Origin of the sequence: Dyadobacter tibetensis Y620-1, from assembly GCF_000566685.1 — a bacterium.
GTDB lineage: Bacteria > Bacteroidota > Bacteroidia > Cytophagales > Spirosomataceae > Dyadobacter > Dyadobacter tibetensis.
In genome coordinates, this window is sequence record NZ_AZQN01000011.1 from 63,133 (window position 1) to 81,604 (window position 18,472).

Consider the following 18,472-nt stretch of genomic DNA (forward strand, 5'->3'; position numbering starts at 1 on the left):
TGTTTGTTTTTTTGTTGAAGAGCTGAACCTTCTCCAACCCCCTGGCTAAACGAACTTGCTATTCAAATGCTTGGCTTCATTGACGAACTCCTTTACCTTTTGCTCGTCATCCTTTTTGCAAATCAACAACACTCCATCGTACTCCGCCACAATAAATCCATCCAGTCCATTGACGACGACCAACTTGTCTTTTGGCGTTTTGATTATGGAATTCGTTGTATTGTACAGTAGCGTTTGACCATCTATGACGTTCTGGCGCTCATCTTTTTCCGACAGTTCATATAAGGACTTCCAGGTTCCCAGGTCCGACCAGCCGAAACTGCTAAGTACTACATGAACGTTATCGGCCTTCTCCATGATACCGTTGTCTATCGAGATGCTACCACAGTGCTGATAAGCCTTGCCTATAAACTTGGCCTCCGACGGTTGATAGTAATGAGGGGTGCCCTCCTCAAATATTTCTGCTATTTCTGGCTGATAAGTCTTCAGCGCCTTTTTAAAGCTAGCTACATTCCATACGAAAATACCGGCATTCCATACGAAATCTCCGCTTTCCAAAAATTGTACAGCCAGATCATGTTGTGGCTTTTCGGTAAATGATTTGACCTTTTTTACGGTGAGCTTGTCCGGGATATACTGGATGTAGCCATAACCTGTGTCGGGACGGGTAGGCTGGATGCCCAGGGTGATCAGAATATCCTGAGAACGGGTAGCCCCCAAAGCCACGCGGATGGTGTCCTTAAAGGTCTCCTCTTTAAGGATGATATGATCGGCAGGTGCTACTACAATGTTTGCCTCAGGATTCTTTCTGGCGATTTTGTAACAAGCGTATGCTATGCAGGGTGCCGTGTTGCGACGATGGGGCTCTAGCAATATCTGCTCCTCCGAAAGGAAGGGCAATTGCTCTGTGATCAATCCCTTATACTCCTGACTGGTAACGATATATATATTCTCCTGGGGGCATACACCCTCAAATCGGTCGGCAGTCTGTTGCAATAAGGTGCGGCCCGTGCCCAGTACATCATGGAATTGCTTTGGAAAAGAGGTTCGGCTGAAGGGCCAAAAACGGGAGCCTACTCCTCCTGCCATGATGATTACAAAGGTGTTCTGCATTATTGAATCGTTGTTATAGTTATAGCGCGTTTGAAACCCTAAAGCTATGCATAAACTATGTTTCTTTTCGTCAAAATTGAACAATTTTAAGTAAAACGTCAATTTTATGTCAGCAACCTCTAATTGAGTGTTGAGTAATGTTTAGTATTGATCGATATTTTTCGAAAAAGTATGAAGTAACTTTTGGTTGTCTTTTTATAGACTGTTGATTTGGCATCAAATAAAGATTTTTTTGAATTAATATAATAATAAATTCTCAAAATACTGTACATTGTTATCGAATCATCAAGCTAAACATTTACTATGAAACATCTTTCGATTAGCAAATCGGCCTGGATGTCGCTACTGTTCATAATCAGTGGCTTAGCCGTTCAGGCCCAATTTTCCCTCTCTGGAACGGTTACAGATGCGGCAACCAACAGCCCCTTGGTAGGGGTGAGCTTACAGGTCAAAGGTAAGGTGATCGGGACCATCACCGATCAGGAGGGTAAATTCAGTTTTAGTACTACGACAGCACCTCCCTATACTCTGGTTATTTCTTCGGTGGGTTACGCCACCCAGGAGCAGGAAATATCTCCAGGACAAACCAATGTTAACATTTCGATGGAGGAGCAGGTGGTTCTGGGCAGGGAGCTGGTCGTGTCGGCTTCCCGCGTAGAAGAGAGTGTTATGCAGTCGCCCGTTTCCATCGAGAAGATTGATATACGAACCATCCGGGAAACCCCACAAGCGTCCTTTTATGATGCATTACAAAATCTAAAAGGAATAGAAATGAGTACTCAGTCTCTTACCTTCAGGTCGGTGAGTACCAGGGGATTCGGGGCTAACGGTAACACCCGGGTGGTGCAGCTCATCGACGGTATGGACAATCAGGCACCGGGATTGAATTTCCCGGTAGGAAATGTGGCCGGTATTCCGGAGCTCGACGTGGAGAGCGTGGAGGTCCTGCCTGGGGCCGCATCGGCACTGTATGGTCCGAATGCCATCAATGGTATCATTCTTATGAACAGCAAATCGCCGTTTACCTATCAGGGCCTGAGTGCATATGGTAAAACAGGAATCATGCATGCGGAGAACCGCACTAAAGTCAACACTCCTTTTTATGACGTGGGGGTTCGATATGCGAAGGCTTTTAATAATAAAATTGCCTTTAAATTGAATGCTTCCTACCTGACGGCCAAAGACTGGCAGGCTAACGACTATCGCGACCAGAGCTATACCAATGGTACAACATTGCAGAATAACGATGGGAATGTCATGAATAATCCCTTGTATAATGGTGTGAATTACCTGGGAGATGGAAATGTAGGAGCTAATTTTGGGGCTGGTGCTTATGCATCGCTATACGGAAATGGCCTGCCCGGGGATGGGCAAAACGGCACTTCGGCGGTTCTAGGTGCCATCATGACTACCCCTGTGACGGCAACAGGGGCCACCTTGCCTCAGCTTCTCGGAGGAAGTTCGATGGAACAGCAAATCGCCGTAAGCCGAAATATCTTTAATCAGATCGTACCCAATAGTCTATACATACCTGCCCCAGGATATGCCGAAAATCAACTTACCAACTACCCAGCGAAAAGCTTGAAGTTAAATGCTTCTGTACATTATAGAATAAACGACGATATTGAAGCCATTGTTCAGGCTAATTGGGGAAGAGGGTCGGCGGTATATACGGCTGCTGATCGCTATAATATTCAGAATTTTTCTATAGGGCAATATAAGGCAGAGGTACGGGGAAGCAACTTCTTTGTGCGAGCCTACACGACCCGAGAAAATTCGGGAGATGCTCATGCCCTGGGTGTTTTGGGTGACCTGTTGAGCCAACGATATCTGGTGAGTATAGGCCAGGCACTGCCTGGAGTCTTACCTGGTTTTGTAAATACCTCTTTAAATAATTATGCCGGCGCTTTCTTGCAAAGTTTTACTGCCGGCTTGGGGCAAGGGCTGTCACAGCCTGCTGCTCTGGCAGCGGCCTACCAGGCGGCCAACACCTTTGCCAGTGCCAATAGCAAGTCTTGGCTTCAGGCGGCTATCGATCCCTCTGTTGCTGCAGCCAACGCGGCCTACCTGCCAGGCGGTACGCTATTCCAATCTTCTATAGATGATATTAAAAAGAAGCCGATTCCTAATGGGGCGAAGTTTCTGGATAAGTCTAATCTTCTACATGGGGAGTTTATGTATAATTTTAATAAACAGATCAGTCCCCAGGTAGTGGAGCTGGTGGTAGGAGCCAACTACCGGCAATACGATCTCAATTCGGAGGGGACCCTCTTCGAAACTCAGGATGGAACGCCGGAAGGGAAGGAATTTAACATCAATGAATGGGGTGCTTATGCTCAGGGATCCAAGACTTTTAAGGACGTTTTTAAATTGACAGCCTCTTTGAGATACGATAAAAATGAAAATTTTAAGGGTCAATTTAGCCCACGTATTTCTGGGGTGCTAACGGTTGCCAAAGACCATAACTTTCGGGCTTCCTTTCAGCGTGGCTTCCGTATTCCCACCACACAAAATCAATATATCAATCTAAAAACGCCCAACGTTCGTCTGGTAGGAGGATTGCCGCTGTTCCGGGATAAATATGCTATGGAGTCCAATCCAGTGTATGCCCAAACGGATGTTACTGCGCAAAATCTGGCCAGTGGAAATCTTGCCCCCTACCAATTCAAAGAATGGGAGCCTGAACGTGTAGAAACCTATGAGGTAGGCTATAAGGCTGTTTTAGGTGGCAAGGTATATGTTGATGCATTTTATTACTATAACCGATTTCTGACTTTCGACGGGGTGCAGGTCGTACTACAGAAGATAAATCCCAATGGTCCCATCACGGATCTGGCCGATCCCTCCAAGCGACAGGCATATAGCTTTCCTGTCAACGCATCTCAGGTGGTCAAGAATTCGGGTTGGGGCATTGGTGCCGACTATGTATTGGGAAAAGGCTATACTTTCAGTGCTAATGTTACGATGAACCAACTGAATAACGGTGCGGAATTGAAAAAGAACGACCCTTCTTTTGTTTCATTCTTTAATTCGCCCAAGTACCGCTATAACTTAGGGTTTTCTAACCGCGACATCAACCGCAGTGGTTGGGGGTTTGGAGTAACCTTCCGGCAGCAAACCGAAATGGTATGGCACTCCACCTTTGCGAGCATAGCAGCTACAGTAGGCGACCATACGGTGATACCGGGATATTCTACCCTGGATGCACAAATCAGCAAAAAAATCATCCCGATCCGATCCATCATTAAAGTGGGTGGCACCAACCTTACTGGAAAGCTGTATACTACCGGATGGGCCAATCCATCGGTGGGCTCCATGTATTATGTGTCTGTCACCTTCGACGAATTGTTTAGCCGTTAGTATAGGCCGCTACCCGACCTATACTTTTGTTAGGTCGGGTAGTTTACTTTTCTCCGAAAGACAAATCGCCAGCGTCTCCAAGACCTGGAACGATATAATACTGCTCATTTAATCCCTTGTCGACGGTGCCTAGCCACAGATGGCATTGGGGGATGCGCTCTCTAAGGTATTTTACTCCCTCTTCGCTTCCCAATACCGCGGCAATATGCGTCTGAGCAGGCATTCCAAACCGGAGTAAGGCATGGTAGGCCTTTTCCATAGAACGACCGGTAGCTAGCATGGGATCCATCAGAATCAGGGTTTTGCCTGTGAGGTCGGGACTGGTAATATAGTCCATTTCGACTTCAAACTCGTCATCAAGAAGATTATGACCCCGATAGGCTCCTATAAAAGCATTATCAGCCTGGTCGAAAACATTTAAAAATCCTTGGTGTAAAGGCAGACCTGCCCGAAGAATTGTTCCTAGTACCACGGGTTTTAGCAGCTTTCTAGAGTCAGACATCCCAAGGGGGGATTCAACGGTCTGGTGTCTATAGCTAAGCGTTTTGGAGATTTCGTAGGCAAGCAGCTCCCCTATTCTTTCAATATTTCTGCGAAAACGCATGCGATCCTTTTGGACATGAATATCGCGTAATTCGGAAAGGTAATGGTCGGCAATAGAAGGCTGCTGCGAAAGTAAATACATAACTTTGGAAGTTTTTAGTCTCTAGTATGCAAGATAATACAAATTCATTCACGTAATTTGAAACTTTTGTGAAACACGCTTCTGTATGAAACCGGGCATGCGTATAGAATTATTTTATACATCCTATGTATCAAAGAATTATCGGGTATTTTATATTCCTATTTAATATACTATTTTCCTTCGCTTCCATCGCTCAGAGTGCATTTATACCAATGAATGATGACTATCAGCATCTGATTGAGCGATTGGAAATTAAGCGTGGGAAATTAAGCGAAGGATTTAATTATAATATCAAGCCTCTAGAAAGAAAGGCCGTTGTGGCGCTCACCGATTCTATTTTGAAGGAAGGGACGACCAGTCTTACTGCACGTGATTGGGAAGCAATCGACTACCTTCGCGAGGATAGCTGGGAATGGACCAAAAATTTTGCGGCCACCGATTCTTTATACTACAATCGCCTGGCTCGCCTGGGGTACTACCAGAAACGCGCTCGGAATTCGGAGAATCCACGCTTTTGGAAACATGCCGCCGATTTGTATAGTCATCATGGAAAGGATTGGGATCTTCATTTCAATTTTGTAACCAATAATTTTATAGGGATTGATGATAATGCAAGCCCTAATAAAGCCATATTCTTCTCTGGACGGGGGGTAGAAATGCGGGGCATGATCAATGAGAAACTAGGGTTCTACACCTTTGTCGCCGATAACCAGGGGCGTTTTCCTGAGTATGTTAAAGATTTTTCACCGAAATATAGTTTTCCTGGCGAGGGACTGGCCAAAAGCACGAAAAATGGCGGAGTAGACTTTCTTTCTGCCCGGGGATATATCACCTTTAAGCCCCTAAAAAGTATTAATGTCAAATTCGGAAACGACTACCAATCCTTTGGCAGTGGATATCGGTCGATGATCCTTTCAGACAACAGCAGTCCTTATCTTTTTCTTCGCCTGGATACCCGTTTTGGCAGATTTCATTATACCAATTTATGGACCAGTATGATCAATGATCAATCCAATACGGGTCGCGATGGGCTGAGGAGCAAGAAGTTTGCAGCCATCCATCATCTGAGCTTTAATATAACCGACAGAATGAATGTGGGTGTGTTTGAAGCTGAAATTTTTAGCCGGGACTCTTTAGGCGGTGGCTATGACTTTAATTATCTGAATCCAATTATTTTTTATCGATATGTAGAATCTTATATTGGTAGTGAAGACAATGCGCTCCTAGGGCTAGACTTTCGTTGGCTGATTGGGAATAAAATGTCGGTGTACAGCCAATTCGTGTTAGACGAATTCCTGACAAAATATATGTTCAATGGCAGCAAATCCTGGACGAATAAATATAGCTTTCAGTTGGGGAGTAAATACATCGATGCCTTCGAAATTCCTAACCTGGACCTCCAGGCCGAATATAATCTGGCCAGGCCCTATACCTATTCCCATAAAGATGGGGGACGGAATTACACTCATTATGGACAATCTCTGGCACACCCTCTAGGAGCTAATTTCCGTGAATTCTTGGGGATTGCCCGCTATAAGTTCAATCCTCGGTTGTCGGCTTATGGTACACTTATGTGGGTAGATCAGGGAAGGGATTTGCCTGGGTCGGAGCGAAGCTATGGAGGCGACCTGATGAAAAATTACGATTTACGATATTTCGAGACTGGAAATAGAATAGGACAAGGAGTAAGTGCTAAAACTACCCTGGCCGATTTGCGCCTGAGCTATTCTCTGGCACATAACTTATTTTTGGATGGACGCCTGGTATATCGCAAGGTGAAATCTCCCGACCCTACCTACGCCAATAAATCTCATTTATTTAGTTTTGCTGTACGCTATAATATCGCTTATCGTCAGCAAACATATTGATCCTTTACACTTAAGAAACTAGCTATGACCACCCTCATACCCACCAATCCCCATCAGATTGAAGACCTTATTCGGCTTGCCCTGCTAGAAGACATAGGCGAAGGCGATCATTCGACACTTTCCTGCGTACCTCAGTCAGGCACTAATCAGGCGCATCTTCTGGTGAAGCAGGAAGGGGTGATCGCTGGTGTTGCCGTGGCCTTAAAGATATTCGAAGAAACTGCACGGCAATATGGCTTTCAACCCTTGGAAATTGATGTAAGGATACAGGATGGTTTTTCAGTAAAAAAAGGCGATATTGTATTGACGGTGGCCGGGAGTTCCCAGCTGATTTTAATGGCCGAAAGGTTGGTGCTAAATACGATGCAACGGATGAGCGGCATCGCGACCTATACCAGCATGATGGCAGCATTGATTGCCGACCTGCCTGTAAAGTTGCTCGATACGCGGAAGACGACACCCAATTTCAGGCTGTTCGAAAAGATGGCTGCTCAGATTGGGGGAGCCAACAACCACCGTATGGGCCTATATGATATGATCATGTTAAAAGACAATCACATCGACTATGCAGGTGGTATTACTGCAGCGATTAACAGTACAAACGATTATCTTGAGAAAACAGGGAAAAATCTTAGCATAGAGATTGAAACTCGGAATCTAAAGGAAGTCGATGAAGTATTGCAAAATGGGAGGGTGAATACCATTATGCTGGATAATTTTTCGCTTTTCGACTTGGCAGAGGCGGTAAGACGGATAGACGGTAGGTTCGAAACTGAAGCCTCGGGTAATATCACAGAATCTACGATACGGGAAGTAGCTCTTACAGGTGTGGATGGAATCTCGAGCGGAGCAATCATCCACCAAGCCAGAAGTCTGGATTTAAGCCTTAAAGCCTTTTAATTGACCCACGCTTACCTCTGGTAGCGTATGGAATCCTGTCTACGAAGCACTTCGTGCTGCCTTATCACCATTCTCCTGTTGGGTAGTACCCTTCTGGTCATGAGGACCTATGCCCAAGAGCCACCGCGTCCCGAAATCAATCTTGCTGAATTTGTACAGCAGCGTCTGCCCCTGGAGTCTGAGGCTTCCGATCAAACCGATCTATTTGAGGCCCTCCTATTGCTATACACCAATCCTCTGGATCTGAATCGGGCTACAGCAGATGAGCTAGCTGCTATTATGTTGTTGAGCGATACTCAGATTCTTTCGTTTTTAACATATAGAAGTCAGGTAGGGACTTTGTTGTCTGTTTACGAGCTACAGGCAGTACCAGGCTTCGATATGGAAACTATTCAAAATCTTGTTCCATTTGTGATGGTACAAATGGTGACGGCCTCACTCCGAGAGTCGTTTCGCAATCCGACTCAGCATTTCCTTATGGTAAGAACCTCCCGGATTTTGGAGAGTCAAAAAGGTTTTGGCCCTCCGGATAGCAGCTCCCGGTCCAGTGCAAGATATGAGGGGCCAGCATGGAATGGCTATCTACGTTACCGAAAGTCAAGGGCCGGATCCTACAGTATCGGATTTACCCTCGACAAGGATGCAGGAGAGAGGCCGTGGACTTGGAATCCGCAAAAACATATGTTTGGTATGGATTACTCCTCCTTTCATGCCCAGCTCATGAATAGAGGATTTTTAAAAAATATAGTGGTGGGCGACTACCAGGTGCAAGCCGGACAAGGGCTGGTGCTGGCAGCGGGATTTTCTCTCGGAATGGGGTCGGAAGTAATACGAAGCACCTACCGCAGTAGTCTGGGGGTAAGGCCCTACACTTCGGCCATGGAGGCCAATTATTTTAGAGGAGCAGCCTCGACCTTTATGTTTGGTAAAAACACAGAGGCAACATTATTTGTCTCTTCCACGCGCCGCGATGCCAGCCTTGGTACGAGTCTGGCCGATAGCAGTCAGATTCTGATTACCTCACTGGTCAGTTCCGGCTACCACCGTACCCCAGCGGAAAGGCAGAAGCAGGGAATTATTCCGGAGCGGAACATGGGAATGCATCTACTTCATCGTTTTAGGGCAGGGCAAGTGGGGTTAACTTCTCTTTACACACATTATAGCCTCGCCATTCAGAAAAGGAATGTTCCCTATAACCGATTTGAATTTTCGGGAAAAGATAATTTCGTCGTAGGTCTTCATGCTAATTATCTATGGCAGAATCTCCATTTTTTTGGAGAAGGAGCCCGGTCTCAAAGCGGTGGAATGGGGGCAGTTGCAGGAATTATTGCCGGTATGGGCAAAACCATTGACTTCAGCCTGCTTTTGCGCTATTATGGCCAGAACTTTCATACGTTCTACGGACGTCCGTTAAGTGAGTCTAGCAGGGCTATCAATGAAAGAGGTGCCTACTGGGGCCTTAGATTCAGTCCGAATCGCCATTGGCAGGTGAGTGCCTATTACGATCATTTTACATTTCCCTGGCTTAAATATCTGATCAATAGCCCATCAGATGGACATACATTCTATTTTCATACCCTATATAAACCTAATAAAAGGGTGTCAATCTATAGCCTCTATCAAGAGAAGCATAAGGAGCGAAATCTGCCAAATAGTCCAGAGACTATCCCTCCTATTATATTATCGATGCGGCGTGCGGCCTTAGTGAATTTTCAAATTGAAAAGCCTATGAAATACCTGTTCAGAACCAGGTTCCAATATGGGACGCAGAATTATGTGGGATATAGCCGAAGTCATGGATTTACCTTGGTACAGGACGCCACCTGGAAGTTTGGACGTGGAGAAATCAGTGGACGGGTGGCCATTTTCAATACAGACGATTATGACAGTCGTCAGTACGTTTATGAGAAAGATGTACTCTATGCCTTTTCCATTCCTGCCTATTACGATGTGGGAACCAGGCATTATGTTCTGATGAAATATAATGTTACCAAAGAATTGAAATTATGGTTACGATGGTCTCAAACCCGTTATAAACGTCTGGAAACGATAGGATCTGGGCTGAGCGAAATACAGGGTAATACCCGAAGTGACCTAAAGCTGCAGGTGCTCTATCAGTTTTGAAATCTTATCTTTGCATAAATTTTGAAATAACACGCCAAAGGGTGTTCGGCTTCAGGCCCTACTCTGGTCAATTGTTTCCTAAAGGAATGGTTTTGTGAAAGGGCAAGGTTAATTGTCCATTATGATCGGTAAATTAGAAATGGCATCAACAAAAGAAGATATTCTTAAGAAGTATTTTGGCTACGAAAGTTTTCGTCCCAATCAGGCTGCCATTATTGATAAGGTAATGGCGGGGGAAGACTGTCTGGTACTCATGCCTACGGGGGGAGGTAAGTCAATTTGCTTCCAAGTTCCCGCCCTATTAAAACCGGGATTGACGGTGGTGATTTCACCATTAATTGCCCTGATGAAGGATCAGGTTGAGGCCTTAAAGGGCAATGGCGTGGCCGCTGCCTATCTGAATTCTAGTCTCTCGGTTCAGGAGCAGGACCAGATTATGTGGCAGGCTAAGCTAGGAGAGCTTAAGCTATTGTATATTGCACCCGAGAAGTTATTTTCCGGGAACACCCTTTCCTTCTTTAGGGAACTGAATGTTTCGCTCTTCGCTGTCGATGAGTCGCACTGTATTTCAAGTTGGGGGCACGATTTTCGGCCTGAATACCGTCAACTAAACCTGATTAAACAACAGTTTCCAGGCGTACCCATCATTGCGCTTACGGCTACTGCCGATCGGGTTACCCGTCGGGACATCTTAAAACAACTGGGAATTGAGGGGGCCGAGACCTTTGTAAGCAGTTTCGATCGGCCCAATCTTAATCTTACCGTTTTGCCGGGCAGAAAGCGCATTGAACAGATCAAGCGGTTTATTGCCAAACATGAGCGACAGCCTGGCATAATTTATTGCCTAAGTCGTAAGGCCACAGAGACGGTAACGGCAAGTCTGAATAAAGAGGGCATAAAGGCAGCCTACTATCATGCGGGGCTCCGTTCTGAGCTACGTTCCTCTGTGCAGGAACAGTTTCTCCGGGACGACATACAGGTAATTGTCGCTACCGTGGCCTTCGGTATGGGCATCGACAAGTCCAATGTAAGGTGGGTAATCCATTATAATCTCCCTTCGAATGTGGAAAGCTTTTATCAGGAGATAGGGAGAGCCGGGAGAGATGGTGAGCCGGCAGATACTGCCCTCTTTTATAGCTATATGGATATAATTACCCGGCAGGAAATGATTAATAATTCCGATCAGCAGGAAGTGCAAAAGGAAGTGTTGCATGCCAAGCTCGATCGGATGAAACAATATGCTGAGGCCGATATATGCCGGCGTCGTATATTGCTCAGTTATTTCAATGAAGCGGTAGACCAGGATTGTGGTAACTGTGATGTGTGCCGTAACCCCAGGACTCGTTTCGATGGAACCATTATTGCCCAGAAAGCCCTGTCGGCCATTACCCGTACCGACCAGAAGATTGCGATGGGGATGGTGATCGATATTCTGAGAGGTAGCCGCAACCGGCAAGTGATACAGAATGGATATGATTCGCTTCGTACCTTCGGTGTGGGACATGACCTGAAGGGTGAAGAATGGGCAGAATATATAGGGCAGATGTTAAATTCCGGAGTGATGGATATCGCCTATGATGAGGCCCATTCCTTCAAACTGAATCATTTCAGTAAAGAAGTCCTTCGTGGGGAGCGGAAAGTGGAGCTCGTACGATATATACCTATTTCTGAGCGGAAGGCGAAGGAAGATACGGGGGTTTCGGATGTGAAGCCCAAGCAGGAAATTATCAAAGACGCCTTGTTTGAAAAATTACGTGGTTTACGTAAGCAACTGGCTGATAGGCTTTCTGTTCCTCCCTATGTAGTATTCTCAGATGCCACCTTATCCGAAATGGCACAGAAACGTCCATTGTCGGAGGCTCAAATGAAAACAGTGGCGGGGGTAGGAGCCGAGAAGTTTCGTCGTTATGGGGCTGCCTTTATCGAGGAGATCGTAAGATTTGCAAAGGAAAATACCGAACCGGGGACACGTATAGCCAAAGGACTGACTTATGTAGAAACCTGGGAGCTCTATCAGCAAGGCTATTCGGTAAAAGTAATTGCTGAGAAACGGGGTCTTAACCCCGTGACGATTCTCTCACATCTGATCAAACTAAAAGACGATGGGCATGACGTGGATCTTGAGGCACTTATTGACCAGCAAGCATACCAAAAAATCACGCAGGCGGCTGAGGAGTTAAGTATTAGAAAAGATGAACCCTTGAAGCCAATCTTTGAGCTCCTTAACGAACAATATGATTATGGTCAGATCAAGCTGGCTCTGGCCGTTGCCGAAGGGAAGAGAGCATGATTACTTTAGGGAGGAAAGTGATCGGCAACAGTGTGTAGAAACCATCTATAATTTATAAATACAATATGTCAAGAAAAAACATTCTTTCAGGATCCCCATGGGAGGATAAAATGGGATACTGCCGTGCCGTTCGTGTGGGCAACATCGTAGAAGTGGCCGGTACGGTAGCTATCGTAGATGGTGAAAAGGTCCTAGCCACAGATGCTTACGCGCAAACCGATAATATCATTAGTCGGATCGCGGAGGTGTTGAAGGAGGCAGGATCTAGCCTCGACGAAGTGATTCGTACCCGAATTTTTACCACTGATATTTCTAAGTTTGACGACATTGCCCGTGCACATGGAGCTTATTTTGGAGAGATAAAACCAACCACAGGAATTTACGAGGTATGCAAGCTGGTCTCTCCCGAATATTTGGTAGAAATTGAATTTACGGCCTTTACAGCTTAAGTTGTAAGGGATGAAATGGGTGTATTTAGTCCAATAAGTTAAAAAAAGGACCCATAGTATCTAAATTCCTAGTAAATTTGCGGCACTTTTGCTTGATTCCCACCGCATTGGCTGGGGAGAAATGGTGACCGTTTCGTTTAATAATTCATTTTAATCCTGGTGCAAGAATGAAAATCGCAGTAGTAGGTGCAACCGGCTTGGTTGGCAGCGAAATCCTCAAAGTGCTCGAAGAGCGTAATTTCCCGGTGACGGAACTATTGGCCGTTGCTTCTGAAAGATCTGTAGGTAAGGAAATCACATTCAAGGGTAAGCAGATAAAGGTAATCGGCTTTGAAGATGCTATTATTGCCAAACCTGAAATCGCCATTTTCTCGGCGGGTGGAGGCACTTCTTTGGAGCTAGCCCCTCGGTTTGCTGAGGCGGGCATCACCGTTATCGACAATTCCTCTGCCTGGCGTATGGATCCTACTAAAAAACTGGTAGTTCCTGAGATTAATGCCAAAACATTGACCAAAGAAGATAAAATCATTGCGAATCCCAACTGTTCTACCATTCAGATGGTGGTGGTGTTGAACCCATTGCATGAAAAATATAAAATTAAACGGGTAGTAGTTTCTACTTACCAATCGGTTACGGGAACTGGGAAAGCTGCTGTGGATCAACTTTTTTCTGAGCGTGCCGGAGACCATAGCAAGCCCAAGGTTTACCCCCATCAGATCGACCTTAACGTCTTACCTCATATCGATGTGTTTCTGGATAACGGATACACGAAGGAAGAAATGAAGATGACCAATGAGACCAAAAAAATTATGGGTGACGAAAGCATTGCAGTTTCTGCTACTGCGGTTCGTATTCCTACGATTGGAGGCCATTCAGAAGCCGTTAACATCGAGTTTGAAAATGAATTTGATCTGGAAGAAGTACGAAACATTCTGGCTGGAGCCGATGGAGTGATCCTGCAGGATGATCCTCAGAACCTTGTTTATCCTATGCCGCTAACGGCTCATGGGAAGGACGAAACCTTCGTAGGGCGTATACGCCGGGACGAATCTCAGCCCAAAACGCTTAATCTATGGATCGTAGCAGACAATCTTAGAAAAGGTGCCGCTACCAATACGGTACAGATTGCCGAATATCTGATGAAGCATGAGCTGGTTGCAGTCGAACAAACTGTATAGCCCTGCCTAACATTGTTAATACATGAAAAAAGCCTTAGAGTCATCTCCAAGGCTTTTTTCGTGGGTATTCATTCCCAGCTGGGCCCAGGCAAGGAATTGTGCCTGGCCTTATGGTTAAAATTGACCCTACCAACCATCTATAAGTGGCAGCACCCTGTTAATTTCTACCTCAAGCATAGCTAGGAGATCTTTTACCTCTTCTTCCTTAAAGGCCTCCAGATACTCTATTTTCTTGGCAATATCTGTAATTTGAATAAAGAACACGGAAGCAGCAGCTCCTTTGAGCCGGTGACCTACAGCATTCAGACCAGGAAGATCTTTGTTTCTGCTAAGCTGAACAAGCTCCTGCTGCGCTTTTATAAGGGCTTCTTTTGACAGCTGGAGAAGCTCCCTGATAAAGTCGTTATCATCCATATAATAAGTCTTAAGTTTGTGGATGTCCACAATATTGGAATGATTAAGCGGGGGATTTTCAGTTTTTATCTTCACTTCAGTGGGTTGTGATTTAAGAATTAAGCGATTGAGTAGGTTCCAAATGTCTCCTTCTACAAAGGGTTTGGAGATGAAGTCGGTCATGCCGGCCGCCAGACTTTTATCTCTTTCACCTTTTACATTTGCCGCTGTTAGAGCAATAATAGGTATCCCAGCCGCGCCTTGTAGCTGTCGTATAGCAACGGTGGCTTCATATCCATTCATCTTGGGCATTTGTACATCCATAAATATGATATCCGGAAGCTGGATACGGCACTTTTCTAAAGCCTCCAAACCATTCACAGCCTCTACAATTTCAGCATTGGGAAGCAGTTTTTTGATAATCGTTTTAGCCAAAAACATATTGACCTCATGATCTTCGGCGAGCATTACTCTGACCTGTTCCGTACGAATATTGCTTTCGATAGGGGGAGGAGTCAAAGTTTCGTTGGTGTCTTTCCGGATAAGCCTGGAGAGGCACTGGGTCACCTGATCGATCTTTACGGGTTTCATCAACCTATAGTTGACCTGCAATTCGTCCGAGCGCTTCAGAACCGTGGCATCTTCTGCTGAACTACTCAGCAGCACAATAGGTAGCTGCTCAGCGTCGAGCCCTAGCACCTGCCTGATCCGAAAAATGGTTTCGAGTCCGTCTATTTCCGGCATATGATAATCCATCAGCACGGCGTTGAAATTTGAGTCAGACTTTAGCTTTTCTAGGGCGGCTAATCCATTTTCAAACTCTTCAGATTCAATATTCAGCAGCTTCAACATCTGCTTTAATATGGTACGGTTATTGCTGTTGTCGTCTACGATCATCACCCTTTCTATAGACTCATAATGTTCCCAGCGGATGGGATCACCGGGCTCGGATGCCAGGGTTATATCAAAGAAGAAGGTGCTTCCCTTTCCTTGCTGACTGACAAGCTCCAATTTGCTGCCCATCATTTTCAGGAGTTGGTTTGAGATGGCTAGACCCAGGCCAGTTCCCCCATACTTTTTCGTTGTGGAGCTGTCCTCCTGAGAAAAGGCTTCAAAAATTTTCGCCTGTTTTTCTTCTTTAATGCCTATACCTGTATCGCGTACAGAAAAGCGACAGCGTAAGGCATTGCTCTTCGCGGGATTATAGTCTAGCACTTCGATTTTTAGCTCTATCTCTCCCGATGGGGTAAATTTGGCTGCGTTACTCAATAAGTTTATCAGAACCTGCTTAAGGCGTATTTCATCTACCCAGACAAATCGGGGCAAGCCAGTAGGGATATTCAGGAGCAGTTCTAGCCCCTTGCTCTGAATAGGATAGGAGATAATATCGGCAGAGTCGCCAGTGATATCGAAAATATCATTTTTGGCAATATCCAGTTCTAGCTTTCCAGCTTCAATTTTGGAGAAGTCTAGAATGTCGTTGATAATACCTAATAAGGAATTGGCGGACTGATTAATAATGGTAAGATACTGGTTTTGGACCTCTGTCATCTGGGTTTTAAGTACCAAATCCGTAAAACCGATGACCCCATTCAGAGGTGTACGAATTTCATGACTCATATTGGCTAGAAATTCTGATTTGGCGATGCTAGCCTCTTCTGACAGCTTTTTTGCCTGACGCAATTCTTCTTTTTGTAAGGCCGATTCGGTGATGTCCTGAGTGAACATCATAATTCCACCCACCGATTGGTCGGAAAGGTACCAGGGGTGTATCTCCCATTTCAAATACTGATCGTGGTTCCATCCTTCAGGCCGCCAGCGGTCTTCTTCATTTTTAATTACCTCTCCTTTTAGAGCGCGCTGGTGATACGCTTTCCACTCGTCCGACAGATTGGGGAAAATTTCGTAATGCGACTTACCGATTATATATTGATTTTGGATTTTATATTCTTCAAGCCAGCGTTGGCTAACCGCCAGATACCGAAGATTGGTATCGACCATGGCCACGGCCGCCGGAGCATTCTGTACGAAAGCTGAGAGTCTGGAGCGCTCCTGGTTAAGAGCCTCCTCTGCTTTTTTTCGTGCCGAAAGATCGGACGCTATACCCAAATAGCCAATTATTTTTTGCTGATAGTCTCGTATGGAAGTCACCATCAGCATCACTGGGATGATTTGGCCCGACTTAGTGCGGTAGCTCCATTCCCGCTCTTCCGATCCATTTTTCTCGGCCCTGTAAACGAAAGTTCTGAAACCTTCAATCTCCTCGTCCGATTCTTCGTTTAATAGGGATGCGTGCTCTGTTATTTCTTCTGGAAGATGAATTTGTACGGGTGTGTGCTGCCCTATCATTTCTGAAGCCTGATATCCCAATAGACGTTCTGCTCCGCGATTGAATACAGTAATGACGCCGTTCAGATCGGTGGCAATAATGCTTACCCCGGAAGCCGCATCAAGCAGGTCATTAAGAAATTTGCGGGAATTTATGATCTCTAAATCTGTTCTTTTTTTCGTATCAATATCCTGGAAAGTCCCATACAAACGTTTACATACGCCATCTTCAAATTCAGCGTAACCAATGCTTCGAACCCAGATCTCACGGCCTTTAGCAGTTACCATTTCCAGCTCCGTATCGAAGTTCTCGCCGTATTGAATGGCCCTGTTTACCAGGTTTTGTATCTTTTCCAGACTTTCGCCATTCTTATAAAATGAAAGCCCTGATTCGATATCGGGTTCGAAATCGGGTGAGGTTTCATGAATTTCCTTTGTCATTTCGGACCAGGTAACCACATTTTTAATCACATCTACTTCCCATCCCCCAACGCGGGCCATTTTTCCCGTTTGTAATAACTGTTGTTGAGCGATTTGTAATTTTTTGGAAAGTATCTGGCTTTCTGTAACATCTATTGAATTACCTATTACATACTGAACCCCATCTGGGTCGGTAAGCATGATGTTATGGTAGTTCCATATTCTGGTACCCCCGTTTTTGTGGCGGGTAGACATCAGCCCATTGGCTTTTCCCTGGCGCCATATCTCATCCATATAGGTGTGAATGGCCGACTGATGACGGGCTGGAATCAGATCGTAGAGGCTCATTTTCATAACTTCCTCTACGGTATAGCCCAATAGCTCAGCCCCGGCCTTGTTTACCGACAATATCCTGCCATATAGATCGTGGGTACACATAAAGCCCTGAGAGTTTTGGAAAAATGTCCTGAATTTTTCTTCGCTCTCTTTGAGTTTTTCTTCCTGAAGGCGCTGTTCAGTAATGTCGCGCCCTATGGCGAACATATGCCCACTTACGGGATCGTGGGATGCCGTCCATTGCAAATAGCGGTATTGACCAGCCTTATTTTTGAACCGATGTACAAAATGCGCTGGTCCTGGTGTTTCCTTTTCTGCTGATTTGGTTATTGTGGATAATTGCTGGTAGGTAAGGGCGACATCCTCAGGATGGATCAGCTCAAACAAGGATGTTTTAAGCAGGAACCCCTGGTCATAACCCAATACAGTCAGAAAAGCATCATTTATTTTTCTGAAATATCCATCTGCCCCCGTCAGACAGATCATGTCGTCGGATAATTTGAAGAGCTGCTCAAAATGCCGTAACTCCTCTCGTTTACCGTGATCGATGATCAGGGCCATAGCCTGTTTGGACAATAAATACAGGGCTTTTTCTTGAGTGGCCGTTAGCTTATGTGGCTTCATATCCACAATACAAAAACTGCCCAGGGCATGTCCCTGGGGGTCTATTAGTGGATAACCGGCATAATAGCGTACGCCCCCCTCGGCTGTAACGGCTGAATTGTCTGCAAAACGAGGATCTTGAGTAGCATCTGGAACTTCCAGAAGTCCGTCTTCCATGATCGTATACTGGCAGAAGGAACTTTCTCGGGCCGTTTCCTTAATATCCATATTATATGATGACTTTATCCATTGCCGGTTGGCGTCAATGAGCGTTACCAGTGAGATAGGTACCTCACAGATTATGGATGCTAATTCGGTAAGTCTATCAAATTCTTTCTCTGCGTGTGTGTCCAGGATTTGGTAACTTCTAAGTGCTTTTACACGCTCGGATTCATTTTTAGGAACTGGTAGGGACTTCATTGGGA

10 protein-coding genes are annotated in these 18,472 nt (G+C 45.4%); 7 read left to right on the forward strand and 3 right to left on the reverse strand.

What is annotated here, in order from left to right; all coding sequences use genetic code 11:
- Window positions 1-45: 45 nt before the first annotated feature.
- Window positions 46-1,113, reverse strand: a complete 1,068-nt coding sequence (locus tag X939_RS0120805; protein ID WP_025765208.1) for a mannose-1-phosphate guanylyltransferase — start codon at window positions 1,111-1,113, stop codon at window positions 46-48.
- 303 nt (window positions 1,114-1,416) lie between these two features.
- Here X939_RS0120805 and X939_RS0120810 point away from each other — a divergent pair, with 303 nt between their 5' ends.
- Window positions 1,417-4,473, forward strand: a complete 3,057-nt coding sequence (locus X939_RS0120810) for a TonB-dependent receptor domain-containing protein (protein WP_025765209.1) — start codon at window positions 1,417-1,419, stop codon at window positions 4,471-4,473.
- Window positions 4,474-4,516: 43 nt separating this feature from the next.
- Here the strand turns inward: X939_RS0120810 and upp are convergent, their stop codons facing one another.
- Window positions 4,517-5,158 (reverse strand): uracil phosphoribosyltransferase, encoded by a 642-nt coding sequence (gene upp / locus X939_RS0120815; RefSeq protein WP_025765210.1) that lies wholly within the window; start codon window positions 5,156-5,158, stop codon window positions 4,517-4,519.
- Between the two features lie 125 nt (window positions 5,159-5,283).
- Here upp and X939_RS0120820 point away from each other — a divergent pair, with 125 nt between their 5' ends.
- From X939_RS0120820 to X939_RS0120845, 6 genes are all read left to right on the forward strand, one after another.
- Window positions 5,284-7,026, forward strand: a complete 1,743-nt coding sequence (locus X939_RS0120820) for a capsule assembly Wzi family protein (protein ID WP_025765211.1) — start codon at window positions 5,284-5,286, stop codon at window positions 7,024-7,026.
- A 24-nt stretch (window positions 7,027-7,050) separates the two neighbouring features.
- A complete protein-coding gene (gene nadC, locus X939_RS0120825) occupies window positions 7,051-7,926 on the forward strand; it encodes a carboxylating nicotinate-nucleotide diphosphorylase (protein ID WP_044200242.1) in 876 nt (291 codons plus the stop codon).
- 27 nt (window positions 7,927-7,953) lie between these two features.
- Window positions 7,954-10,050, forward strand: coding sequence for a ComEA family DNA-binding protein (locus X939_RS0120830; RefSeq protein ID WP_084299596.1), 2,097 nt, complete (start codon window positions 7,954-7,956; stop codon window positions 10,048-10,050).
- A gap of 121 nt (window positions 10,051-10,171) precedes the next feature.
- Complete coding sequence (recQ, locus tag X939_RS0120835; RefSeq protein ID WP_229236124.1) at window positions 10,172-12,340, forward strand: DNA helicase RecQ; 2,169 nt, start codon at window positions 10,172-10,174, stop codon at window positions 12,338-12,340.
- A 65-nt stretch (window positions 12,341-12,405) separates the two neighbouring features.
- Window positions 12,406-12,789, forward strand: a complete 384-nt coding sequence (locus X939_RS0120840) for a RidA family protein (RefSeq protein WP_025765215.1) — start codon at window positions 12,406-12,408, stop codon at window positions 12,787-12,789.
- A gap of 167 nt (window positions 12,790-12,956) precedes the next feature.
- The gene (locus tag X939_RS0120845) at window positions 12,957-13,967 is read left to right on the forward strand and encodes an aspartate-semialdehyde dehydrogenase (protein ID WP_025765216.1); all 1,011 of its coding nucleotides are present in this window, start codon (window positions 12,957-12,959) and stop codon (window positions 13,965-13,967) included.
- A 126-nt stretch (window positions 13,968-14,093) separates the two neighbouring features.
- On the opposite strand, the gene X939_RS0120850 is transcribed toward X939_RS0120845, so the two are convergent.
- A complete protein-coding gene (locus X939_RS0120850) occupies window positions 14,094-18,467 on the reverse strand; it encodes a PAS domain S-box protein (protein ID WP_025765217.1) in 4,374 nt (1,457 codons plus the stop codon).
- Between the last annotated feature and the right edge of the window lie 5 nt (window positions 18,468-18,472).